This is a genomic window from Candidatus Krumholzibacteriota bacterium (assembly GCA_016931295.1).
Taxonomy (GTDB): domain Bacteria; phylum Krumholzibacteriota; class Krumholzibacteriia; order Krumholzibacteriales; family Krumholzibacteriaceae; genus JAFGEZ01.
In genome coordinates this window covers 115,556-138,938 of sequence record JAFGEZ010000004.1, presented here as the reverse complement: position 1 = coordinate 138,938, position 23,383 = coordinate 115,556, and the positions used below count along the sequence as shown (strand labels likewise).

General features: G+C 68.3%; 16 protein-coding genes. 4 read left to right on the top strand and 12 right to left on the bottom strand.

Annotation, left to right across the window (positions count from 1 at the left end):
• Nucleotides 1–8 precede the first annotated feature (8 nt).
• The 4 genes from JW876_02120 to JW876_02105 all read right to left on the bottom strand — a co-directional run bounded on the left by JW876_02120 (nt 9) and on the right by JW876_02105 (nt 9,922).
• Nucleotides 9–5,813, bottom strand: coding sequence for an OmpA family protein (locus JW876_02120; GenBank protein MBN1884306.1), 5,805 nt, complete (start codon nt 5,811–5,813; stop codon nt 9–11).
• 205 nt (nt 5,814–6,018) lie between these two features.
• Complete coding sequence (locus tag JW876_02115; GenBank protein MBN1884305.1) at nt 6,019–8,706, bottom strand: hypothetical protein; 2,688 nt, start codon at nt 8,704–8,706, stop codon at nt 6,019–6,021.
• A 94-nt stretch (nt 8,707–8,800) separates the two neighbouring features.
• On the bottom strand, nt 8,801–9,292 hold the full coding sequence (locus tag JW876_02110; GenBank protein MBN1884304.1) for a DUF11 domain-containing protein: 492 nt from the start codon (nt 9,290–9,292) through the stop codon (nt 8,801–8,803).
• A gap of 363 nt (nt 9,293–9,655) precedes the next feature.
• The gene (locus tag JW876_02105; GenBank protein MBN1884303.1) at nt 9,656–9,922 is read right to left on the bottom strand and encodes a YHS domain-containing protein; all 267 of its coding nucleotides are present in this window, start codon (nt 9,920–9,922) and stop codon (nt 9,656–9,658) included.
• Nucleotides 9,923–10,174: 252 nt separating this feature from the next.
• On the opposite strand from JW876_02105, the gene JW876_02100 reads away from it, so the two are divergent.
• On the top strand, nt 10,175–11,344 hold the full coding sequence (locus JW876_02100) for an ATP-dependent 6-phosphofructokinase (protein ID MBN1884302.1): 1,170 nt from the start codon (nt 10,175–10,177) through the stop codon (nt 11,342–11,344).
• A gap of 623 nt (nt 11,345–11,967) precedes the next feature.
• A complete protein-coding gene (locus tag JW876_02095) occupies nt 11,968–12,543 on the top strand; it encodes a DUF2971 domain-containing protein (protein MBN1884301.1) in 576 nt (191 codons plus the stop codon).
• Between the two features lie 63 nt (nt 12,544–12,606).
• Here the strand turns inward: JW876_02095 and JW876_02090 are convergent, their stop codons facing one another.
• From JW876_02090 to JW876_02075, 4 genes are all read right to left on the bottom strand, one after another.
• On the bottom strand, nt 12,607–14,328 hold the full coding sequence (locus JW876_02090; GenBank protein MBN1884300.1) for an AMP-binding protein: 1,722 nt from the start codon (nt 14,326–14,328) through the stop codon (nt 12,607–12,609).
• A gap of 180 nt (nt 14,329–14,508) precedes the next feature.
• Complete coding sequence (locus JW876_02085) at nt 14,509–14,976, bottom strand: hypothetical protein (protein MBN1884299.1); 468 nt, start codon at nt 14,974–14,976, stop codon at nt 14,509–14,511.
• Entirely contained in the window at nt 14,973–15,530 is a 558-nt protein-coding gene (locus JW876_02080; GenBank protein ID MBN1884298.1) for a DoxX family membrane protein, read from the bottom strand. Before JW876_02080 ends, JW876_02085 begins: the two co-directional genes overlap by 4 nt.
• Before the next feature lies 1 nt (nt 15,531).
• Complete coding sequence (locus JW876_02075) at nt 15,532–16,029, bottom strand: rhodanese-like domain-containing protein (GenBank protein ID MBN1884297.1); 498 nt, start codon at nt 16,027–16,029, stop codon at nt 15,532–15,534.
• 271 nt (nt 16,030–16,300) lie between these two features.
• On the opposite strand from JW876_02075, the gene nth reads away from it, so the two are divergent.
• Together nth and JW876_02065 are read left to right on the top strand one after the other, a co-directional pair.
• The gene (gene nth / locus JW876_02070; GenBank protein ID MBN1884296.1) at nt 16,301–17,047 is read left to right on the top strand and encodes an endonuclease III; all 747 of its coding nucleotides are present in this window, start codon (nt 16,301–16,303) and stop codon (nt 17,045–17,047) included.
• Nucleotides 17,044–18,063 (top strand): ParB N-terminal domain-containing protein, encoded by a 1,020-nt coding sequence (locus tag JW876_02065; protein ID MBN1884295.1) that lies wholly within the window; start codon nt 17,044–17,046, stop codon nt 18,061–18,063. Before nth ends, JW876_02065 begins: the two co-directional genes overlap by 4 nt.
• Before the next feature lie 50 nt (nt 18,064–18,113).
• Here JW876_02065 and JW876_02060 read toward each other — a convergent pair whose 3' ends face one another.
• The 4 genes from JW876_02060 to JW876_02045 all read right to left on the bottom strand — a co-directional run bounded on the left by JW876_02060 (nt 18,114) and on the right by JW876_02045 (nt 23,374).
• A complete protein-coding gene (locus tag JW876_02060; protein MBN1884294.1) occupies nt 18,114–19,358 on the bottom strand; it encodes an ABC transporter permease in 1,245 nt (414 codons plus the stop codon).
• A gap of 9 nt (nt 19,359–19,367) precedes the next feature.
• The gene (locus tag JW876_02055; protein ID MBN1884293.1) at nt 19,368–20,636 is read right to left on the bottom strand and encodes an ABC transporter permease; all 1,269 of its coding nucleotides are present in this window, start codon (nt 20,634–20,636) and stop codon (nt 19,368–19,370) included.
• Nucleotides 20,637–20,645: 9 nt separating this feature from the next.
• Nucleotides 20,646–21,755, bottom strand: a complete 1,110-nt coding sequence (locus JW876_02050) for an efflux RND transporter periplasmic adaptor subunit (GenBank protein ID MBN1884292.1) — start codon at nt 21,753–21,755, stop codon at nt 20,646–20,648.
• A 128-nt stretch (nt 21,756–21,883) separates the two neighbouring features.
• Nucleotides 21,884–23,374 (bottom strand): hypothetical protein, encoded by a 1,491-nt coding sequence (locus tag JW876_02045; GenBank protein ID MBN1884291.1) that lies wholly within the window; start codon nt 23,372–23,374, stop codon nt 21,884–21,886.
• Between the last annotated feature and the right edge of the window lie 9 nt (nt 23,375–23,383).

Below are 23,383 nucleotides of genomic sequence, written 5' to 3'. Positions count from 1 at the left end.
GGCACACCCTACATGCCGTGGAATAACCGCATGATCTTCTCGTCGAATTTCATCTTGAGCGTCACGTGGAAGCCGTGCCGCGTGAAATCGTTGTCCGGCGAGTCGTCGTTTCGGTGGCCGCCGAGATCGTACCCGGCCCCGAGCCACACGTTCCCGGCGAGGACCCGTCCCGCCTCGAGCCCGCCGCCCCAGCGGAGGGTGCCCGTCTCGACCTGGTGCACGACGCGGAGGGTGGCGCCGATGTCCCACCGCCGGCCGAAGGTCCTGACGACGTGCGCCTGCCAGAGGAAGGAGGAGGAACTCGCCGTCCACGACCTGAAGGTGTTCTCCACCCACCGGGCCGCCGTCTTCCCCTCGATCTCCCAGCACGGCACGGGACGCCAGTTCGCCTCGATCGAGGTCTCGAGGACCCGGTCGACCGCGTCGGGGTGGGCGGGGCTGTTCTTCTCCCAGTTCGTTCGCACGAGGCCGAGGAAAACGAGGGGTCTCGTGCCCGCCCGCATCGAGAGCCCGAGGGTGCTCTTGCCCTTGATGCGGTCGGCCCCGTCGTTCTCGTCGTCGTACCAGAGGTCGCCCGTCGCCAGCGCGGCCCAGCCGCCGCCGAGCCGGCGGAGCGCGGCGAGGTTGAGGAGATGCTTCCGCCGCGACTCCTCGAGGCGGATCTCGTAGTCGCCCTTGAGCTTGACCGCCTCGTCGGACGGCGTCCAGACCCAGCCGGTGGCGACGGCGAGGAAATCCTCGTCGTCTTTGCCGCTCACCGTGGCGAGCCGCTCGGCCGAGACGGTGCCGGTCAGGGCGGGTGAGAGACGGAAGCGGTTCTCGAGCCCGACCGTCGCCTGCCCGCGCTCGCCGCCCGCCGCCCCCTCGAGGCGGTAGCGGCTGAAGGCGTTGAGATCGTCGGTGATCCGCGACTCGAGGCCGAACTGCGTCAGGTGGCGCGTGCCGCTCCGCCCGCCGGTGCGGTACTCGTGGCGGAGATCGGCGGCGAGGCCGCGCCACAGTTTCCAGGAGAGTTTCGCCTGGAGGCGGTTCGGATACTCCTCCACCTCGTCGCCCGCGACGATCTGGTCGAGCTGCAGCTCGCCCTTCATGCGGCCCCGCTCGAGGCCGGCGCCGGCGCGGAAAAGCAGCGCGTCGTGCGTCCCCTCGCCCGTCTCCCCGTGCGACGCCCCGGCAAGGCCGAGGTCTGCCCGGAGGCCGCCCTCCCGCCAGCGGCCGACGAGGTCCCAGTATCCCCGGCGCTCGTCGCGCTCGCGGAAGCGGTGCTCGTACCCCGAGGCGGCGATCGAGAGGCGGCGGTCGAAGCGCAGGCCGAACCGGCCGCCGACCTTCCGGGAACCGAGCTCGGTCTTGCCGCCGGAGAAGGAGGGGTTGAAGAAGTTGCCGTCGATGTCGCGGAAGTACGCCTCCCAGGAGATCGCCTCCGCGTGGTTTCCGCGCAGCCGGGCGCGGAAGGCGTCGGCGCCGCCGAGGAGGAACGTCTCGCTGTGCGCGTACTCGCTCTCGAGGCGCACGCCGGGCCGCAGCGGGCCGGCGACGTCGAAGCCGACGAGGGAGGCGTTCTCCTCCCCCTCCTCCTCGAGGACCGCCGTCACGCCGAGGAGCAGGCTGTCGGCGGGGCTCACCTCGGCGCGCATCCCGTAGATGAAGTTGTTCGCCTCCGCGTCGCGGCACTCGTAGGAGACGACGATCGTCACGGGATTCAGGTCCTCGTCGGTCGAACGCAGGGGCTCCTTGAAGAGGATCGTCCCGTCGAGGTAGTTGATGTCGTAGTCTCGGTGCCGCTGCTTGTCGTCGACGCGCAGGACGCGCTCGGGCCGGTAGCGATCGCGCACCTCGAGACGGATCTTCTCGCTGTTCTCCACGAGCGGGTAGCGCCGGAGGAAGTAGAACCCGCTCGTCCCGTCGGCGGGGATCTCCTCCTGGTGGACCGACTGGTCGGTGCGGGTGACGAAGCCGGCGACCCGGCCGCGATCGAAGCGTCCCTCGCCGCTCAGCCCGTTGAAGGCGCGGTGGTAGCGGGTGAACTCGGTGCGCCCGAGACCCGTCCTGAAATCGCCGAACATCGCCGTGTAGCGCGCGTGGTCGAGCCGCGCGTAGGTGCCGCTCCTGGAGGCGGCGTTGTACTCGAGCTCGCTCGCGTCCCCGTAGAGCGGATAGTAGCGATCGGGCTCGATCGTGTCGAAGAGCCGGTCCTCGCGGTACGGCCGCGTGTCGAGGGCGACGGTGGCGAGATGCCCGCTGCGCACCTCCCCCTGCCCGAAGAGGGCGATCTTCCCCTCGGCGAAGAGGCCGTCGTGCAGGCGCTCGGCCGTGTTGACCGGCATGCGGCCGTCGAGACCGCTCCAGCCCGCGCTCGCCTCGCCGTAGCCGAGGAGGAACCACTCGCGGAGCGGCGCCTCCCACGCCACCCGGCAGCCGCTCTCGAGGGCGTCGAGCGAGACGTGCACCTTCTCGCGGCGCTCGCCGCGCATCGGCGGGAGCGTCACGACGGCGCGCCCCTTCGACGTGGCCACCTGCGTCCCCGGCCGGTGCGGGTTGACGTCGCAGGCGGCGACGAGCTCGCCGGGCCCCTCGACGTCGAGGAAGATCCCGTCGCGTACCGGCAGGCCGTGCTCGTCCATCACGAGAAAGACGAGCTCGGGGGCGGTCTTGCCGTCGGCGGGAACGGCGATCCGCTCGCGCTCCGGCACGATCCCGGCGGGCCGGCCGGCGAGCCAGACCCGCCGCACGCAGGTCGTCTGCTCCGCGCCGGGCCGGCGGACGACCACGAGGATGTCGTTCCGCCCGGGGGCGATTTTGACGTCGTGGTAGACGAGCCCGAGCGTCCGCGTGCCGACGTCGATCCGCTTCTGCCCGATCTTCTCCCGGCCGACCGGCACGTTGTTGACGTAGAGATCGACCTCGGCGGTGAGGGGCGCGGAGAGCTCCACGTCGATGGCGTCCCGCGTGTGGAAGAGCCGTCCCTCGTCGGGCCGGACGATTTCCTCGCAGACGCCCGAGTCGTCGGCGAGAGAGAAGGTCGTGGTGTCCGGGGCGGCGAGGATGGCCGGCAGCCCGGGATCCTCTCCCGCGTACCCGGATGGCGGCACGGCGGTGATCTCGACGCGCCGGTTGCTGGCGCGCCCCTCGGGGGTGTCGTTCGGGGCCACCGGCCGACGCGGACCGTGACCGGTGAAGTCCACGCGATCCTCGGGGATGCCGTTCATCAGGAGGATCTGCGCCACGGCCCGCGCGCGTCCCACCGAGAGCACGAAGTTCGAGGGGAACTCGGCGGTCGAGATCGGGATGCTGTCGGTGTGCCCCTCGACGAGCACGCTCCAGCCGTCGTGTTCGCGCAGCCAGAGGCCGAGCGCGGCGATCTCCCGGAGGGGGATGTCCTCGAGATCGGCGCTCCCCGGCGCGAACTGCGCGCTCGAGATCGTGAGGGCCTCGAACCCGGTGGTCTCCGTCCACTCCGGTCCGGTTCCGCCCGGGGGCGCGCCTGTCGTCCGGCGACCGGCCACCGACGTCGAGTCGGCGACCGGCGCGTCCCGTCCCCCGCCCCCGGCGGCCGCCTGGGCGTTGCCTTCGATGGCGGCGAAGGCCGCTTCCCCGCGCTCTGTCGACGGATCGACGACGGGGAAATCCGCCCGGCGGCTGCCGGATGGGGCGAGAGTCAGGATGAGCTCGCCCTCCTCGCCGAGCCCGAAATAGCCGGCCGAGGCGGCGGCCAGCGAATCGGGGATCGACGAGGGGTCGAGCCGAACGACATGCGTGCCCTCGAGCACGCCGGGGATCGAGTAGAGCCCGGCCGAGTCCGTGACGGCGCGGGTGCCGTCCTCGATGAAGACGGCGGCCCCGGCGAGACCGCGCTCCTCCCCGCCTCTGCGGCCGTCCGCGTCGGCGTCGAGGAAGACGCACCCGAGGATCGTCCCGCGGCGGGTGAAGATCCCCTCCACGACGCGGACCGAGGCGGCGGCGGGGCCGTCGGCGATCCGCTCGCCGAGTTCGGTGACGCCGTACGCCCAGGCGTTCGAGACGATGTGGTCGCGCTCCTGCCCCGCCGTGACGATCGCGCGGAAGACGATCTCGCGCTTCTCGCCCGGCTCGAGGCGGCCGACACGGAAGCGCAGGACGTTCCCCCGGCGCTCGGGCTCGTCGCTTCCCCCCGCCCAGCCGAGGGCCGGCGAGAGGTTCTCGACGACGATGACGCTGTCGACGGCCGTCTCGTCGGTGAGGTTCTCGACGAGGACGATGAATGAGACGATGTCGCCCGCCATCGCCGTCGGCTCGCGGATCGACTGGACGATCGAGACCGTCGGCAAACCCGTCTTGACGAGCACGTCGCGCACGCGGTCGCGCGAGCCGTCGGGCACGATCGACCGCGCCTCGACATCGAAGGCCAGCTCGCGGCCGGCGAAGCGCCGGAAGGCCTCGGGAGAGGCGGCGAGCTGGAGTCCCACGACGCTCGTCTCGCCGCGCGGAACGACCCCGGCGCGGGCGGTGAAGGCGGAGAGGGCCGGCAGCGGCAGGCCGGCCGAGTCGACGAAGACGACCTCCCAGCCGGCGGGGACGAGGGCCGAGTCGGCGAGGGCGACGACGAGGGTGTCGGCGAAGTTGCCGTCGTTCAGGATCTCGTGGCGGAAGGTGTAGAGGCTGTCCGCGCCGGTCATCGAGACGACGACACGGTCGGCGTCGCCCTCGGCGGCGGGATCACCGGCGGGACCGACGAAAATGGCGCTCACCGGGCCGACGAGGACGGCCGTCTCGTTCGAGGAGAGGGTGTAGAGGCGGGCATCGCCGCCGGTGAAGTCGATCGTGGCGGCGTTCAGCACCTCCCCCCGCTCACGGTTTTCGCGGACGCGCACGGAGAAGGCGAGCTCGCCTGCGCCCCCCGGCGAAAGGCTCTCGAGGCGCAGGCGAACGCCCCGTACCTCGCCGGCGGCCGGCGAGACGTCGGTCCACTCGAGATCGGCGGCGTCGAGATACTCGACGACGCCGGGAAGGGTCGCCGAGACGGAGCCGGGCACGATGGCGGTCCCGAGCCCCATCCCGCCGTAGTCGATGAAGTCGGCCACGACGACGTCAGCCGCCGCGCGTTCGCCGGCGTTCTCGAAGGCGATCGTGTAACGGATCTCCTCCCCCGGCAGGACGGCGTCGACGTCGGCGGCGAGCAGGATCGGCACGCGCGCCTCGCGGCGGGCCTCGATGCGGACGACGTTTCCCGCGTCGACGAGGCTCGTGTCCCCACGCGATCTGGCACGCAGGTCGAGATGGCACCGCTCGTCGCCCGTGAGACCCGCCGGTAACGTCGCCGCGAGGAGGATGGCGGCCTCCTCGCCGATGCCGAGCGGTCCGATCGAGGTGACGGCGGTCTCGCCGGGGTCGAGGACGCTGTCCCGGTCGGCGTCGAGATAGACGACTGTCGCGGCGGGGACGAAGGCGGAGGGGCTCGCGCAGTCGACGGCGAGATCGAAGCGGTCGGCGGCGTTTCCCGCGTTGGCCAGCGTGAAGGAAAAGAAGACGGTCTCCCCGGCGAAGGCGCGCCCCGTGGCGGCGGGAGCGGCGGCGGTGCCGTCGGGGAAAAGCAGCGGCCCGAAGACGGGCAGCACGTGGAAGGCGATCTCGTTGGAGCGGGCGGTGAGCTCCCCCTCGCCGAGGCGGTAGGTGGCGGTGGAGGCGCTCGAGACGACGGCACCGGCGGGGGCGACCTGGGCGCCGGCGGGCGCCGGGCACGCGAAAAGGCGGACCGCGACCACCAGGAACAGCAGGAGGGCCATCCCCGCGTTCCCGTCGAGTACCGTCCGCCTTGTGCGTCTCTCTCTCGTCACGGCGCCGCCTCGCCGATCAGAACGTGATCCGTACCGGATCCTGTCGATCGTTTCAGATGCCTGGTTGTCTCTCTCTCATGTCCGTTTCTCCGGCGCCTGCGCGAGGCGCCACCGAAGGGAGAAGGATCCCCCGCCCGGGTATCCCCCTCCCGCTGCTGGCGTCGGCGGGGCCGGCCGGGCCGGCCCCGCCACGCCATGCGGAGGGTTATTCCGCGACGATCCTCACGACGAAGCTCACGCCGTCCGCGGTGCCGTCACCGCCGGCGAGGGTGCCGTTCAGGATCCAGCGAACGTTGGTCAGGTCGGCGTCGAAGCCCGCGGGGGCGCCGCCGCCGCCGTCGACCGGTACGTATGTCCACGTCGCGCCGCCGTCGTCCGAGAACTCGATCGTGATGCCGGCGATCCCGGGCGCGAGCGTCCCGGCCGCGGCCGAGCCGACGCGATACTGCGTCCACGCGGGGATGGCGTCGTACACGACGATCGTGGTGAGGTCGGCGGTGCCGACGTTGGAGTAGTCGGTCCGATAGGTGAGCTCGGTGCCCGGCGCCTGGTCTCCGGACGGGTTCACCGACTTGTTGAGCACGAGGTTGCCGGCGACGATCGTCGTCACGTCGAGCGCGTTGTCGGTCGCTCCGGTGCCGGAGCCGGTGACGGTGATGGTCCCCGTCTCGACCGTACCGGTGGCGACGCCGCCGGGGATCGAGATCTGGACCACGACGTCCTGGCTCGCTCCGGCCAGGAGAACGACGGAGGCGATCGGGTTGTTGGCGAGATCGAAGAAGGCGTAGCTCCACGCGTTGGAGCTCGCCGCGCTCAGCAGGAACGTATCGTCGACGTTGCCCGTGTTGGTCACGGTGTGCTGGTAGCGGATCGTTCCGCCCGCGGTGGCGGTGCCGTTCCGGTCGGGCACGATCGCGACCGAGGCCGCCGTGTTCACGGTGACCGTGTTGGCGATCTCGTCGAAGACGGCCGGGTTGGCCGCCGAGGTGGCCCGGAAGGTCGTCGGGAAGACGCCGGGAACCTCGCCGGCGGGCACGGCCACGCGGGCGATGAGATTGACCTCGCTCCCCGCGGCGACCGGGCCGACCGCGGCGATCGGGGTGAGCTCGGGAAGATCGAGCACGCCGTTGCCGTTCGTGTCCAGGTACCAGACGACCGTCCAGCCGGCCGGCACGGTGGAGGAGAGGGCGTAGCTGTCGCCCGATCCGCCCGTGTTGATCACGTCGAGCGGGAAGTCGACGTTCAGGCCCGGGTCGGTGCTCATGTTCACCGGGGCGTTGTTTGTGCCGGCGCCGCCGTCGTAGTTGCCGATATCGACGGAGGCGGCGCTCACCGCGGTGATCTCGTCGGTGGTGAGGTTCGACACGGTCGCGTCGTTGGCCGAGACGGCGCGGACGACCGCGTCGTAGGGGCCGCCGGCCGCGGCGTTGCCGGGAATCGCCACGCGGACGATGAAGTCGCGCGTGTCGCCGGGGTTGACGAGCCCCACGTCGGGGATCCCGTCGGTGCCCGTGTCGCCGAGCGGCGTGACGCCGTCGGAACGGTAGAACTGCACCGTGTAGCCGGCGGGGAAGCTCGACGAGTCGAGCAGGATGTTGATCTCGTCGGTCGCGTTGCCGTCGTTGCGCACGGTGTTGGTGAAGCTCACCGTCGTGGCGGCGTACGCGAGGGCGACAACCTGCGTATCGTCGTCATACAGGGGGGCCGTTCCCGCGTCGGGGACGCCCGCCGGGCCGACGAGCACGTCGGCGACGACGTTCACGTTGACCACCGTGTTGTTCGTCGTGACGACCGTCGGATCGGGGGTCGCCGCGTTGTTGTCGACGAAGGCGACCGCGCCGCTGTTGTTGATGATGCCCGCGGGCATCGTCAGGGGCACGACGAGGTCGTAGGTGAAGTTGTAGTTCTGGCCGATCGCCATGTCGCCGCTCGTGAGGTAGGCGATGGCGATGTCGCCGGCCGCCGGGATCGCGGACCATGCCCACGTCTCGGCCGAGCCGACCGTCGGGCTGCCGGCGGGCAGGTACAGGACCGTGCCACCCGCGGGCGCGCCGGCGGGAGCGCCGGAAAGGGCCAGCGGATCGCCGGTGGTGGGATCGACCGGGAGGACGTCCCACACGAGGACGCCGGCCAGGCCGACCGAGGCGACGGTGACGCCGTGGGCGACGTCGTTGCCGACGTTCGCGCCGCTGATGGCGTAGGTCACCGTGGCGCCGGGATCGACGTTCGCCGGCAGACCGCTCATCACGGCGGTCAGGGTGGCGTCGGAGACGACGGTCGTCAGGCCGTAGTTGCGGGTGTCGACCTGCGCCGCGTCCCCGGCCGAGGTGGCCTGGACGCCGACGTAGGCGAGCTCGCCCGCCGCGGCGACGCCCGGCACGTGGTAGGAGACGAGCAGGTTGGCCGACGCGCCGGCCGCGATCGGGCCGAGCAGGCCCGGACCGCCGGCCGCCACGACCGGCTCGCCGCCGTCGAGGACGCCGTTGCCGTTCGCGTCGTGGTAGACCGTGATGTCGCCGATGCCGAGGGTCATCGTCGTGTTCGCCCCGTCGAGCAGCGGCTCGATCGTGTACGAATCGTTGTCGTTACCCGTGTTGGTCAGCGTGTAACTGAAGTAGACCGTCTGGCCGGGGATGGCCGTCTGCGACAGCGCCGGCGTGACGGGCGGGGTCTCCCCCGAGTCGTCCGGGATGATCGAGACGCCGAAGACCGGCAGGACGATCGTGGTAACCTCGTTCGAGGTCGCCGTGTAGGTGTTCCCCAGCATGTCCTCGAACGTGGCCGAGGCCTGGTTGCGGATCGTCGTGCCGGCGGGCGTCTGCGCCCAGGCGGTCGAGGCCGCGACGAGCACGGCGAGGACCGCGATGACCGGCAGGAACCGTCGGTTCATCATGTACAACCACCATCCTTTTCTGCCCGTTCGGGCGCGCGGGCTCCCCCGTGCGCCGCCGGCGGGCGTGATCAGGTATCGCCGGGAATCGTCTCGGTCACTTCACCCGCACGCGGTAGGTGACCGTTACCTCGCCGCCGACATCGAGCGCGTTGCCCATGACCCATTTCACGTGCGTGTACATGTCGGGGGTCGCCTCGCGGCGTTCCTCCCCGCCGTCCTTCGTGAGAACCACGTACGTGACCGGGGCCTCGCTGTACGTCTTGCCGTCGTCGATGCTGAAGATCGGGCGCAGCCCGTCGACATCGGTGGCGGTCCGGTCGAGGTAGTCGGTGCCCTGCGGGACGGGACCGACGAGCGCGACCCCCGCTGCGGGGGCGTCGCCCGAGTTGCGATAGCGGAGCGTGTACTCCACCACGTCCTCGGGGTAGACCTGCTCGGCCGGTACCGCGACCTCGCCCTTCTCGTCGTTCAGAACGATCTTGTGCGCCGCCATGTCGCCGACGAGGGCGGGGCCCCCGGCGAACGCGGACGACGCGCCGGCCGTCACGACGAGAAGGAGCACCACGATCGAGAGACTCCTTCTCATGAACAATCCTCCCGTTTCGACTCCTGTCCATCAGGCCCCGCCTCGGCGAGGCCACTCCTTCGGGGAGCGCAAGTCGGCAAGCGGCGAGCCAAGAAACGGGACTTCCGTCCCGCGTGCATAGGCCCGGCAGGGGACGAAGGTCCCAGGAAACACGGCAACCGCTTGTCGGAACGGGAGTTCAGCGGGGCCAGACGGATGGGGAACGTGGGGGAACGTCGGGGAACCGGAAGGAACGACGGGAAACGAAAACGCCCCCCGGGCGGGGGGCGTTCGTCTCTCGATCCGCAACGTCCGTGCAAAATGCACGGAGGGGCGGGCCCGGCTGCGCGGGCGCCGGCGCGGCGCCCGCGGACGGTGCGTCCGCTAGTTCTTCACGTACTTCGCCGGGTCCTTCCTGAAGTCGTCGAGGTTCTTCTGCGACTCGAAGTGGTACATCACGCCGTCGTACTCGTAGGAGTAGGGCGTGGAGAGGATGTCGACGGGCTTCTTGCTCACCGGGTCGAGCAGGCTCGTCTGGGTGCCCGCCTTGACCTGCTCGGTGCCCGTCTTCGCCTTTTCCGGCTCCTTCTTCGAGCAGCCCGCCGCCAGGGCGACGGCCAGGATGACGGCGAGGATGACGAATCGCTTCATGCCGCTACCTCCGGGAATGTGTACGGTCCGTTACTCATCGTGAAGTCAACCGATTACGAAACGCTCCGAGCCGGAACGATAGCAGATTCGCACCGGGGGGTCAAGCGTCCGGGCGCCCGCCGCTGCGTCTGCGCGCTTTTCTTCTCCATGTTTGCCTCCCGGCGCCGAATACGGTAGCATGGGGTCAGACGGCGGCAGGCCGCCGGCGGCTCACCGGCACGATCATACGGAACGACGAAAGGAACGACGGCGATGGCTGCAGCGAAAACCTCGCGAAAGACGAAGACGAAGGAGAAAAACCGGGCGACGGGCTTCGACCCGAAACAGGTGAAGCGGATCGGCATCCTCACCGGCGGCGGCGACTGCCCCGGCCTCAACTCGGTGATCCGCGGGGTCGTCCGCTCGGCGACCCTCAAGCACAACTGGGAGGTCTGGGGGATCCGGGACGGCTTCGACGGCCTCCTCGCCGGCGCGGCCGGCAAGCTCACGATGAAGGACGTCCGGGGCCTGCAGATCCGCGGCGGGACGATCCTCGGCACCTCCAACCGCGGCAACCCCCTCGACTACCCCGTGAAGAAAGACGGGATCATCGTCTACGAGGACGTCACCGGCGAGATCGTCCAAAACGCGAAGAAGATGAAGCTCGACTGCCTCATCGCCGTCGGCGGCGACGGCACGATGAAGATCGCCCAGGCGATCCACGAGCAGGGCGTGCCGGTGGTCGGCGTGCCGAAGACGATCGACAACGACCTCGAGGTCACCGACGTCACCTTCGGCTACAACAGCGCCGTCGACTGCGCCACCGACGCCATCGACAAGCTGCACACGACGGCCGAGAGCCACCACCGCGTCCTCGTCCTCGAGGTGATGGGACGCGACTGCGGCTGGATCGCCCTCGAGGCGGGGATCGCCGGCGGCGCCGACGCGATCCTCATCCCCGAGATCCCCTTCGACCTCGATTTCGTCTGCGAGCACATCCACGCCCGCAAGAAGAAGGGGAGCCGCTTCAGCATCGTCGTCGTCGCCGAGGGGGCCTACCCCGAGGGCGGCCGCAAGATGTACGAGAAGGAGCCGGGGCCCGACGGCACCCCCGGCCGCCTCGGGGGGATCGCCCGGTGGGTGGCCGAGCGGATCTCCCACAGCACCTCCCTCGAGAGCCGCGTGGCCGTTCTCGGCCACCTACAGCGCGGCGGCAAGCCGACGACCTATGACCGCGTCCTCGCCACCCGCTTCGGCGTGGGCGTCGTCGACCTCATCGCCGCGGGGCACGCGGGGCACATGGTCTGCCTCAAGGGGCGCGACATCGAGCACGCCCCCATCGAGCGGGCCGTGCGGCGCCTCAAGCGCGTCGACCCCGACGGCCAGGTCGTTCTCGCCGCCGAGGCCCTCGGCATCTCGCTGGGCAGGAAGATCGAGTACTGAGCATGAAATAACGAAGAAATAATCAATTGCCGACAGAAGGAGAAATAGGCACGAATACTCAATCGAGGGTTCTCAACGCCTCCCAAATCAGCCTTACAAGTTTGATGCTTACTCCTATTGAAACACAAACCAGTACGAGTTTATGGGTACTGCTGAGCGAGGGCTCAGATAATACTCGTTCCGTGGTAAAAAATATTAGGGTAATGAAAAAGGTTACAACAAGCGCAATAAACCCATACTTTGCCGGCATAACCATTCTCCATTCTCTGGGAAGGAAACGATTATGCCGCGGCAAGGACTGTTGTACGTTCTGAAGCGAAGCTGCCGGAACCTCCCAACACCGCGGGCTCGATCTTGCTATTACCAATTATAGCATTAAATATTCAGGCCTGTCAACCTTCGGCCCACAGAAAGAAATAATATAAAAATTGTTGACAGGAAATTTTCCCGGCGTTACCGTAATCCCGACCTTACCAAGGCACCTTCGCTGCGAGCTCGATCTTGCTGATGCTTGCATCCCGGAGGTGCTTTTTTGTAAACACATATAACGACAACAGTATTTAGCGACTATGATTTTATATAAATTTAAGAGGATTGATCCACTTGATCATATAGCAGATATATTGTTCAATGAGCGGCTTTATGGCGCCTTCCCTGAAAACCTCAACGATCCTTTTGAGGGGTGGTTGAACTTCGATCCATATATCGGCGCCGAATCAAATTCTGACCCGCCGAACAGGGAGATTGCAGCTGCAATTCAACTAGAAGTCCACAAAGCTATGCTTGGGCAAATTAGGATATGCTGTTTATCCAAAACTTTTCACCACCCTTTGCTATGGTCACATTATGCCGATGGTCATAAAGGACTTTGTTTCGAAGTGAACCTGCCTGATGGAAATCCAAACATTCGCGAGATTGAATATGTGGATGATGTATCCGCTTTAGATTGTGCCCCCAAATCACTTGACGAATATATTAGGCTTCTGACAATTAAATCATCTCACTGGAAACATGAACAAGAGGTTCGAGCCATTCCGTTGCCAGAATATTTGAACATCAAAAAGAATATCTTACGTGTTATTTGCGGATCACGGATGCCGCTTGTCTTGCGGAGAATGATTCAATGTTCTGCCGCAGAATGTGGCATTCCTCTGGCTTGGGCGAGATTAAATCGCTCGAAGGGCGTTGTAGAAATTTAGCGAACGGGGCGGCCCCGCCGGGGCCGCCCCGTGTTTTTTCGTGCAGCGATTTCACGCCGGCCGTCAGGCCGTCTCGATCCCCGCGGCCCCCTCGAGGCCGAACTCCCTGATGGAGATCTCCCGCATCCTGAACTTCTGGATCTTGCCGGTGACGGTCATCGGGAACTCGTCGGTGATCTTGACGTAGCGGGGGATCTTGTAGTGGGCGATCTTGCCCTTGCAGTACGCCTTGAGCTCCTCGTCGGTCATCGACTCGCCCTCGACGAGCTGGATCCAGACGCAGATCTCCTCGCCGTACTTCTCGTCGGGCACGCCGAACACCTGGGCCACGCGGATCTTCTCGTGGGTGTAGAGGAACTCCTCGATCTCGCGCGGGTAGACGTTCTCGCCGCCGCGGATGATCATGTCCTTGATGCGGCCGGTGATCTTGCAGGCCGTGTCCTCGCGCATGACGGCGAGGTCGCCGGTGTGGATCCAGCCGGCCGCGTCGATCGCGCGGGACGTCGCCTCGGGGTTGTTGTAGTAGCCGCGCATCACCTGGTAACCGCGGCAGCAAAGCTCGCCCTGCTCGCCGATCGGCACGATATGCCCCGTTTCCGGGTCGACGATCTTGACCTCGGTGTGCGGCATCGGCGGGCCGACCGTCGAGGTGCGCAGCTCGAGGCTCCCGTCGAAGGGGGTCTGCGTGATCACCGGCGAGGTCTCGGTCTGCCCGTAGGCGATGGTGACCTCGCTCATGTTCATCTCGTGGTTCACCCGGTTCATCACCTCGACGGGGCAGGGGGCGCCCGCCATGATCCCCGTGCGGAGGGTCGAGAAGTCGGCCGACGCGAAGTCCTCGTGGCCGAGCTCGGCGATGAACATCGTCGGCACGCCGTGCAGCGCCGTGCACTTCTCGGCGGTGACGGCGTCGAGGACGGCCTTCGGGTCGAAGTACTCGGCCGGGATGACCATCGTCGCGCCGTGGGTGACGCAGGCGAGGTTGGAGAGGACCATCCCGAAACAGTGGTAGAAGGGCACGGGGATGCAGAGGCGGTCGGCCTCGGTGAAGCGCATCGTCTCGCCCACGTAGAAGCCGTTGTTGAGGATGTTGTGATGGGTGAGACTCGCCCCCTTCGGAAGCCCCGTCGTTCCCGAGGTGTACTGCACGTTGATGACGTCGTCGATGTCGAGCCCGGCCGCGCGCTTATCGAGCGCGGCGTCGTCGACGCCGTCGCCGAGGGCGAGGAACTCCTCCCAGGAGAACATCCCCGGGCGGCTCTCGCCGATCAGGATGACGTTGCGCAGGAGGGGAAGGGCCGCCGACTCGATCTTCCCCGGCTCGCTCGACGGGATCTCGGGGGCCACCTCGCAGAGCATCCCGACGTAGTCGGAGCTCTTGAAGGCGGGAACGAGGACGAGGGTCTGCGTCTCGGAGTTCTCGAGGCCGTACTTGAGCTCGTGGGTACGGTAGGCGGGATTGACCGTCACGAGGATCGCCCCGCAGAGTGCCGTGGCGAACTGGGTGATGACCCACTCGGGGTGGTTCGTCGCCCAGATCGCGACGCGGTCGCCCCGTTCGACGCCGAGGGCCATGAAGGCCTTCGCCGCTTGCCGGCAGACGGCGTAGAATTCCCCGTAGGTCCAGCGGCGGCCGTCCGGCACGTTGACGAGGGCGTCGTTGCCGGGGTAGCGGGCCGCGACGCGGGCGAGCATGTCGCCGATCGTCTCGCCGATGAGCGGCTTCTCGGAGCCGGTGTAGGCGTAGCTCGGTCTCTTCTTCGCTGCGGTGTTCTCGTTGTTCACGTATTCTCTCTTTCGTCGTTCGTGCGCCGGCGGCTCCCCGCCCGGTGGATCATATGTCACAATATTGCATGTAGTTCCCCACCGCAAGCCTGTTTTCCGGAGATTTTCCGGAAAGAAGAACACGCGTCGAGGGCGCGGCGGCGCACCCGGCGCATCGACGAATCCCCCCGCCGGGCGCCGTCAGAAGACGTACCGCAGCCCGAGGCCGCCGTTGACGTCCGCCTCGGTCTCGGGGGCGAAATCGAGGATCGGCGCGATCTCGAAGAAGAAGGCGAGCGGCGTGTCCTCGAGGATGTACTCCGCGCCGACGACGATCCGCAGGCCGATCCGCGCGTCGTCATCGAGGCGGACGCGCCCGCCGATCCCCGCGTAGAGGGGGAAGTTCTCGAGGTCGTCCTCGAAGAAATCGAAGTTGTGCAGGAGGTAGTCGGCGTGGATGTGGACGTTCCCGTCGTTGCCGAAGGACCAGGCGAGCCCGAAGTCGACCGCCGCGTTCCAGGCAGTCCAGTACTTGTACGACAGCCCCGACGGCTCGCCGAGGATCACGCCGATCTCGTGATCGCCCGCGTCGATCCGCTCGGCCGCGGCCGGGGCTGCCGCGATCGCGAGCAGGCAGGCGGCGAGAGCGAGGGCGCGCGCGTTCGTCATGGCCGGTCCTTTCTCCGTGCGTACACGACCCATCGGTAGGCGGGGGCGAAAAGGACGACGAGGGAGGCGGCGAGGAGCAAAAAATCCTCGATGAGCTTCTTCCACGCGTAGGTCACGCCGAAGCCGCATCCGCAGTCGAAGAAGATTTCCATGAAGGGCGTTCCCTCCGCGCGCATGATGCCCGCCGTGCGGAAGGCGATGACGCCGATGAACATCAGGTTGAGCAGGGCGAGGATCAGGGCCGACCCGCGCATGAAGAGCCCCGTCACGAGCGAGATCCCGCAGAAAAGCTCGACCCAGGGCAGGACGATCGCCATCGTGTAGACGAGGAGCCCGCGGTCGAGGACCCTGTACATGGCGATCTCGTCGGCGAAGAGAAGGGGCTTGCCGATCTTCTGCACGGCGGCGTAGACGAAGACGGCCGCCAGGATGAGACGGACAACCAGGACCGTCGCCGGGTGCCAGAGCAGGGGCATGCTCCCGCGCGGCTCGCCCGCGGCGAAGAGATCGCCGGCCAGTCCCGCGCCGGGCCGTCCGAGGGACGCGCCGTTCATGTCACATCCCCCTCTCGATGTCGAGTCCCGATGTTTCCCACTCCATGAACCCGCCCCTGTAGACGAGCAGGTGGTGGTATCCCATCGCGTAGAGCTCGCGGGCGAGAAGCTCGGAGTCCTCGCAGTCGAAGCTCGTGCAGTAGATGGCCACCTCGTCACCCGGCGTGAGGAGGGCCAGGACCTCCTCGAGGTAGTAGCCCATCTCGAAGTAGTCGAGGAGGACGGCGCCGGGGACGTGGCCCGCCTCGTACTCGTCGGGGGTGCGGGCGTCGATCACGATGCCGCCCCCATCGCGGAAGGCGCGGAACTCCTCGAGCGTGATCCGCCGGATCGCGTCGATCTCCGCCGGCGCCTCTCCGTTCTCGACGACCGGCACGTCGACCGTCTTCCGCAGGGGATTTATCCCGTTGACGGAAAAGGCGTTGAAGGTGAACGCGACGACGGTCCCGATGATCGAGACCGCGGCGAGCTGGACGATGGCGCTTCTCGCTGTTTTCATGCGCGCAATATACCTCCGGCCCCGGAAAAATGCAAGCAGGCGCGGGACCGGACGGTTATACGCTTCCGGGGCGGCGGAGTTCCCGCGCGGCGATCGTGCGCCGGAGCCGATCTCGCCGGGGGAGGGCGCCGCGTGGGGGCGCGGCGGGCGGCGGGTGTTCGCGGGCGCGGCGGGCGGCGGGTGTTCGCGGGCGCGGCGCGCGCCGGGCGGCGGGCGGCGGCCGTTGACGCGGTGGACGGTCCGGCGCTACACTCGGCCCCGGGAGGTTCCGATGAACGCACGACACGCGCGCGCCACGCTCGCCGCGCTGAAGAAGCTCTACCCCGAACCCAGGCACTACCTCGATTTCGACGGCCCGCTCGAGCTCCTCGTGGCGACGATCCTCTCGGCCCAGTGCACCGACGACAAGGTCAACGAGGTGACCCCGGCCCTCTTCCGTCGCTTCCCCGACGCCCGCGCCTTCGCCGGCGCCCCGGCCGCGGAGATCGAGGAGGCGGTCCGCCCGACCGGCTTCTACCGCAACAAGGCCGCGTCGATCCGGGGCGCCTGCCGCATGATCGTCGAGGAGCACGGCGGGACGGTGCCCGGCACGATGGAGGAGCTCCTCCGCCTGCCGGGGATCGCCCGCAAGTCGGCGAACGCGATCCTCCAGCATGGCTTCGACACGGTCGTCGGTGTCGTCGTGGACACCCACGTGATCCGCCTCGCCCGCCGCCTCGGCTGGACGGCGGAGACGAATCCCGACCGTATCGAGGCCGATCTCGCTTCCCTCTTCCCGAAAAGCGACTGGCGCTGGCTTTCCTTCTACCTCAAGAGCCACGGCCGGGCCGTCTGCACGGCGCGCCGCCCGGATTGCGGGGCATGCGCCGTGCGCGGGCGGTGCCCCTCCGCGGCGACGGGCGGCGCGCCCCCCGCGGCCGCAACCGGCGGGCGCGACAGGGCGAAGGCGAAACGCAAGACGGCGAGGACGGCGACGCGGGCCGCGAGAGCGAAACGCGCCGGCGGGAGAACGCGATGAGCGGCGGCAACACGGCCGGCCCGGAACGCGTGCTCGTCCGCCTCGATCCCCGCGGGATCGGCACCGGATCGGCGGCCCCGCTCCGCATCCGCCGGCGCCTGCCCGGCGAGCAGGGCGCCCCGGCGGAGGACGGCCTCGTCCGGTCGATCTCCGCCGACGGCATCATCCAGCCTCCCCTTCTCGTCTCGACCGCAGGCGGCGGGCCGATGGTCGTCGACGGCTTCCGCCGCGTCGCGGCTGCCGCCGCGGCGGGGATCGGCGCGATCGACGCGCTCGTCCTGCCCGGCGAAACCGGCAGGGCCGCGATCGCCCGGCTCCGCCTCGCCTCGGCCCCTCTCGGCGCGCCCCTCTCCGAGCTCGAGCGGATCACCGCCCTCGACCGCATCGCGCGATTCGCCGGCGTGCCGCCCGGAGACCTTCCCGGCGGCGCCGCGGCCCTCTTCGGCCGCGCCCTCTCCACGAACCACGCGGAGCGTCTCGTGGCGCTCCTCGGCATGGACGGGGACATCCTCGATCTCCTGCACGAGGGCGCCCTCTCGCCGGGCGATCTCCTCCGCCTCGCCGGCCATCCGCTCGCCGGGCCCGGCGAGACGGCGGCCGCGGCCCGGCTCCTCGGGGCCGCGCGGCTGAACGCGGGGCGGCGGCGCGAGGCGGTGGGCCTCCTCCTCGATCTCGCCGACGGCGGGCCCGGCGCCCTCGCCGCCTTCGCCGAAGCCTTCGATCCCGCCGGCGGAACGCTTTCCGCCGCGCTCCGCCGCGCCGCCCGCCCCGCGCTCGAGGCGGAGATCGCCTCGTTCGCCGCGGCCGCCGCCGAGATCGGCCTTCCAGCGGGGGCATCGGTCCACGCGCCGCCCGATCTCGAGGGGGGCGCCTTCACGATCGATGTGCGCGTGCGCGACGAGGAGACCTTCGGCGTCGTCGCAGGCAAGCTCTCGGGCGCCCTCGAGAGGGGCCTGATCGCGCGTCTCCTCGATATCCTGAAGGGGAAAGACGGCGGGGGAACTGCCGTGGGCTGAGCGTTCCGGGTTTTAGCCACACTGACTAAACCGGCAGCCCCCCGCCGAGGCTATTCGTAGTGCAGGGCCACCACCGGGTCGACCTCCGCGGCCTGCCGCGCGGGGAAGATTCCCGCCAGCAGCGAGATCGCCACGAGGATCGAGACGGTGACGACGGCGATCGGCCACGAGAAGATCGGGTGGCCCATGTATTTCAGCACGCCGCTGTCCAGGGGCGCGAGCGAGACGAGGCCGATGATCCCCAGCGAGATCAGCACCCCCACCACGCCGCCTCCCCCGGTGATGAGGAAGGACTCGCCGACGTACATCGAGATGATGTGCCGTTTCTTCGCGCCGACGGCGCGCCGCACGCCGAGCTCCCGCGTGCGCTCCCTGACGACGACGTACATGATGTTCGCCACGCCCACCCCCGCGATGATCAAGGTGAGACCGCCGATCACACCGAAGAAGATGTTGAGCCCGAGATAGATCTTGCCGACGACCTCCCGCTCGAGCTCGATGTCGTCGTAGATCCTGATCGCGTATTCGTCCTCGGGATCGAAACGGTATTTCCGGCTGAGGACGTCGCGGATCCCCCGCACGAGCTCCTGCGAGCGCCGCAGGTCGGCCGGGCGGATGTGGATGAGCCGCAGCCAGTCGCGGTTGAAGACGGTCGAGAAGGTCGTGTAGGGCATGACGACGCGCCGCGAATCGGGCCCCTCGTTCATCCCGAGCTGTACTTTCGGCTCCATGACGCCGACGACGGTGAAGGGGCTGTCGTCGACCTCGATCGTGCCGCCGATCGGGTCCGTGTCGCCGAAGAGCTCCGTGGCGATCTCGTCGCCGATGAAGACGACGCGCCGCTGCTCGAGGATGTCGACGTCGCTGAGGAACCGCCCTCCCGCCTGCGGGAACATGTGACGGAGCTCGCCGAAGGCCGTGCCGACCCCCTCGCAGAAAGAGGTGGTCCGGTTGTCGCCGCAGCGGACGCGCACGTACTTGCCCTGGCTCGGCGTGATCTTGCCGACGAGTGGCAGGCTCTCCCGGAGCAGGCGGATGTCCTCGACGTGGAGATAGACGTTGCGGCCCTCGGGGAGCCCCTGCCATGCCTTCGACGTCTCGCCGCCCCAGACGCGCACGACCCGGTCGCGCGCGTTGCGCTGTCCCTCGTACATCCGCGCCTTGAGCCCGAACCCGAAGGCGAGCAGGAGCACCACGCACATCGTCCCCCAGACGACCGCCGAGACGGTGAGGAAGACGCGCATCCTCTGCGTCTTCAGGTCATGGAAGAATTCCTGCAGCAGCACCTTCCACATGACGCGCTCCTAGTATCCCAGGCACCGGACCGGGTCGAGCCTCGCCGCGCGCAGCGCGGGGAAGAGCCCGGCGAGAAAGCCGACGAGCATGATGACGCCGATCGCGACGACGGCGACGAGCCCGTCGATCCGCGGCACGCCGATCACCTCGGCCGCCCCCTCGGGAATCGCGCCGAGGGCGGCGACGACTCCCCAGGCGAAGAGGAAGCCGAGGACGGCGCCGATCCCGATGATGAAGAAGGTCTCGGCCAGGAACTGCGCGAGGATCGTCCGCCGCCGCGCCCCGACGGCGCGCTTGACCCCGATCTCGCGGGTACGTTCGCGGACGACGACGTACATGATGTTCGACACGCCGAGCCCGCCGACGCCGAGCGTGGCCGCTCCCATGACGAGGAGAAAGATGTTGAAGCCGGTGAAGAAGAGCATGAACTCGTCGTAGAACACGGCGGTGTCCCAGATGCCGAGCGCGCTCTCGTCGTCGGGATCGAAGACGTGCGCCTTGCCGAGCACCTCGCGGATGCGACGGACGGCCCGGCCCGACTCGCTCGTTCCCAGCGAATGCTGGACGATGAGGTTGTTGAGATAGCGGTGCCCGAACATCGCCTCGAAGGTCATCGAGGGGATGAAGGCGCGGTCCTGATCGCGCGAGCCGTAGCTCGAGTCCTGTGTCTTGTGCTCGAGCACGCCGATCACCCGGAAGGGAACGCCGTCGATCGTGAGGAAGGTCCCCTCGACCGGCTCGTTCTCGTCGTAGAGGAACTCCTTGAGCTTGTCGCCGATGAAGACGACCCGGCGGCGCTCCTCCTGGTCACGGTCGTTGAAATAGCGTCCCCCGGGGCGGGGGATGATGTTGCGCATCTCGCCGAACTCCACGTTGACCCCGGCGACGAGCGGGTTGCGCGTGCGGGCGCCGCGGCGGAGGTAGCTCCGCCAGTTCATGTACTCCTCGGAGACCCGCACGATCTCGGGCACCTCCCGGCGGAGGAGATCGGCGTCGGACCGGACGAGCTGGATCCGGCGATCGACGCCGAATCCCTCGAAGGGCTTCGTCGTCACCCCGGGAAAGACGATGATGACGTAATCGCCGAGCCCCTTGAAGTTGACGATGTTCTGCCTCCGGACGGCCGTGCCGACCGACATCATGAGGATGACGGCCGCCGTCCCCCAGAAGATGCCGAAGATCGTGAGGATGGAGCGTTTCTTCTGCGCGCGCATGTCGCCGAGGAATCCCCACAGCAGGGAGAGGAGGTAGCCGATATTGACGACGATCCGTTTCATCGCGACCGGTCAGATCTCCTGCTTGGGTTTCTCGAGGACCGTCTGCCCGGAATCGAGGCCGCTTTTGACCTCGACGGTGATCGCGTCGGAGAGCCCGACCTCGATCATGACCCTCTTCCGGTCGCCGTCGGGACCGGGGACCTCCACCCACGTCGAGTCCCCCGCGTACCAGACGACGCGCTCCGGGAGGGTCAGCACGCCTCTCGCCTCCCGGATGATGATGTCGGCGTTGGCCGAGTAGCCGGCGCGCAGGAACGCGACGCCCGTGTCGTCGATCGAGATCTCCACGGGGAACATCCGCGAGTTGTTCTCCTCGCGCGCCTTCAGCGAGATCCGCTCCAGGGTCCCGGGGACGCGCGTGTCGGGAAGGGCACCCACCTTGATCTGGACCGGCATCCGCAGGTCGACCTTGACCACGTCGATCTCGTCGACCGTCCCCTTGAAGACGAGGCTGTCCATGTCGGCCAGCGTCATGAGGACCGTCCCCTCCTGGTAGGAGGTGAGGGGGACGACGGGATCGCCGATGTTGACGTTCTTCTCGAGCACGAAGCCGCAGATCGGGGCCTTGATGATGCTCTCGATCCGGTTGCCGGCGATGCTGATGCTTCCCTTCTCGATAAGGGCGAGATGCTCGCCGCTGATCTTGAGCTGGAGCTCGGCCTGCTCGAAGATCTGCAGGGCCCTCTCGTACTCGTTGTCCGGGATCAGCTTGCGCTGGAGCAGCTCGCGGCTCCGGTCGAGGGTCTTCTCGGCGGTGCGCAGGTTGATCTCGTCCATCTCGATCTGGCGCTTCGCCTGCGCCAGCTCGAGCGGCGTCGGATCGGGCCGGATCTCGAGCAGGGGCTCGCCCGCCCGGACCCGCTCGCCCGGTTCGCGGAAGACGCGGCTGACGACGCCCGAGACCTTCGATTTCACCGAGATCTCGTTGCGCGGCACGATCGAGCCGACGGCGAGCGCCTTCTCGATCACGTCCCCCTGCTCGACGGTGACGGTGGGACCGAGATCGTCCGCCTTGCCGCTGCGGCTCCGCAAGACGACGGCGGCCGCCGCCACCGCGACGATCACGACCGCGACGACGATCCACGTCGCCCGCCGGCCGCTTCGTTTCTTCTGGCTCATCATGCTCTCCCCGATTCGTGTTGCTGAGCTTCGTGCGCCGGCGCACGGCCGGCGGCGCGCGGCCGCCGTGCGGTGCGCGCTTCACCCCGGAATACGTTTCCTGGCGATGAATTGTTACGACCGGAGGGTCAATCGACGCCGAGCTTCTGGCGCATCTCCGCCGCGCGGAGTATGACGTCGTAGGCCGAGGAGTCGTCGGGGGCGATCTCGAGGAAGATCTCGTAGGCATCGAGGGCGTTTCCCCAGATGCGGGCGGACTCGTAGAGCTCGCCGAGCTCCCGGTAGACCCACGGCATGTCGCGCCTGAGACGCGCCTCGTCGAGCCGGCGGAGCTTCTCGATGGCGAGAACGGTCTTCTGCTCGACGCCGGTGGCCCGGTGGGCCCGGAAGAGGAGCGTGAGGAGGGTGAAATCGTTCGGCCGCATCTGGGCGGCCTTCTCGAGCGCCGTGATGGCGTCGAAGGGACGGCCGGCGTTGAAGTAGAAGACGCCCTTCTGGTAATTCATCTCCACGGGGGGGAGGATCTTGGCGAGGTCGGGGGTCTCCACGAGCGCCTTGCCCGCCTCGTAGCGTCCGTTCGCCGCGAGAACGTTGGCGAGCTGGAAGAAGCCGCGCATGTAGCCGCCGTCGTAGTTGTACGCCTCGAGCATCGCCTCGCGGCACCCCTCGACGTCACCGCGGAAACCGCGCGCCACCGCGAGGCCGAAGCGGTAGCCCGCCGTCGAGGGATACAGCCCGGCGAGTTGCTCGTAGAGGGCCTCGGCGCCGCCGAAGTTGCCCGCCACGAGGGAGTCCTCCGCCTCGATCGCCATCGCCCATTTCTCGGGAAGGGGTCCCTCGAGGCTGGAGGGATCGAGGAGCGCATCCACGATCGCATCGCCGAAGAAGCGGATGTCCATCGGCACCTTGCTGTCGATCGTCGAGAGGGTCGCCAGGGCGAAGCTCGTCTCGACGTTCCGTCCGCGCAGTTCGCGAAGGAAGTTCACCAGCGCCCGCGTGCCCATGCGGAAGCCGGGCTCCTGCGCCTGGAAGCCGAGGAAGTACCGGAGGTCGATATCGAGGATCGCCGTGGCGTCGCCCGTCTCGAGATCGGCGAGGTTCGTCACGGTGACGGGCACCCCGGCGAGCGTCCCGGTGACGAAACGCCCCTCGACGGCGAGATCCTCGAGGGCCTTCGCGGGCCATCCCCGCCTGCCGAGGTAGTCGCGCAGGCTCTCGATCGGCATCTCGCCGATCGACCGCGAGGAAGGGAAGACCCAGACGAGCCGGTCGAACATCCCCGCCATCCGCGCGACGTTGCCGGCGCCGCCGCGCTCGAGGTAGGGCGCGATCTGCTCGACGACCGAGACGTTGCGCCGCCGGAGATGGTCGCCCGCGTTCCGCATGCTCTCCTCGAGCTCCGCGGGGAAGAGGGCGAGGTCCGGCTCGGTGTCCATGTGGACGAGCAGGTCGGCCCGCGCCTCGTTCATCGAGAGCGTGACGAGCATCTGCATCTCGTTCTCGACGGTGACCGCTGCCGGCACGGGCTCCCGCCCGGCGAGGCCGGCGTCGCCGCCTCCGCAGGAGATGGCGGGGAAAGCCAGGCTCGCGGCGAGGATCGCGGCGCTGAAACGTCTCATCTCGGGGCC

Bases quoted from the DNA above. Each gene is read 5' to 3' on its own strand.
- JW876_02115 (MBN1884305.1), bottom strand. From the start codon at position 8,706: ATGATGAACCGACGGTTCCTGCCGGTCATCGCGGTCCTCGCCGTGCTC.
- JW876_02110 (MBN1884304.1), bottom strand. From the start codon at position 9,292: ATGAGAAGGAGTCTCTCGATCGTGGTGCTCCTTCTCGTCGTGACGGCC.
- JW876_02105 (MBN1884303.1), bottom strand. From the start codon at position 9,922: ATGAAGCGATTCGTCATCCTCGCCGTCATCCTGGCCGTCGCCCTGGCG.
- JW876_02100 (MBN1884302.1), top strand. From the start codon at position 10,175: ATGGCTGCAGCGAAAACCTCGCGAAAGACGAAGACGAAGGAGAAAAAC.
- JW876_02085 (MBN1884299.1), bottom strand. From the start codon at position 14,976: ATGACGAACGCGCGCGCCCTCGCTCTCGCCGCCTGCCTGCTCGCGATC.
- JW876_02080 (MBN1884298.1), bottom strand. From the start codon at position 15,530: ATGAACGGCGCGTCCCTCGGACGGCCCGGCGCGGGACTGGCCGGCGAT.
- JW876_02075 (MBN1884297.1), bottom strand. From the start codon at position 16,029: ATGAAAACAGCGAGAAGCGCCATCGTCCAGCTCGCCGCGGTCTCGATC.
- nth (MBN1884296.1), top strand. From the start codon at position 16,301: ATGAACGCACGACACGCGCGCGCCACGCTCGCCGCGCTGAAGAAGCTC.
- JW876_02065 (MBN1884295.1), top strand. From the start codon at position 17,044: ATGAGCGGCGGCAACACGGCCGGCCCGGAACGCGTGCTCGTCCGCCTC.
- JW876_02060 (MBN1884294.1), bottom strand. From the start codon at position 19,358: ATGTGGAAGGTGCTGCTGCAGGAATTCTTCCATGACCTGAAGACGCAG.
- JW876_02055 (MBN1884293.1), bottom strand. From the start codon at position 20,636: ATGAAACGGATCGTCGTCAATATCGGCTACCTCCTCTCCCTGCTGTGG.
- JW876_02050 (MBN1884292.1), bottom strand. From the start codon at position 21,755: ATGAGCCAGAAGAAACGAAGCGGCCGGCGGGCGACGTGGATCGTCGTC.
- JW876_02045 (MBN1884291.1), bottom strand. From the start codon at position 23,374: ATGAGACGTTTCAGCGCCGCGATCCTCGCCGCGAGCCTGGCTTTCCCC.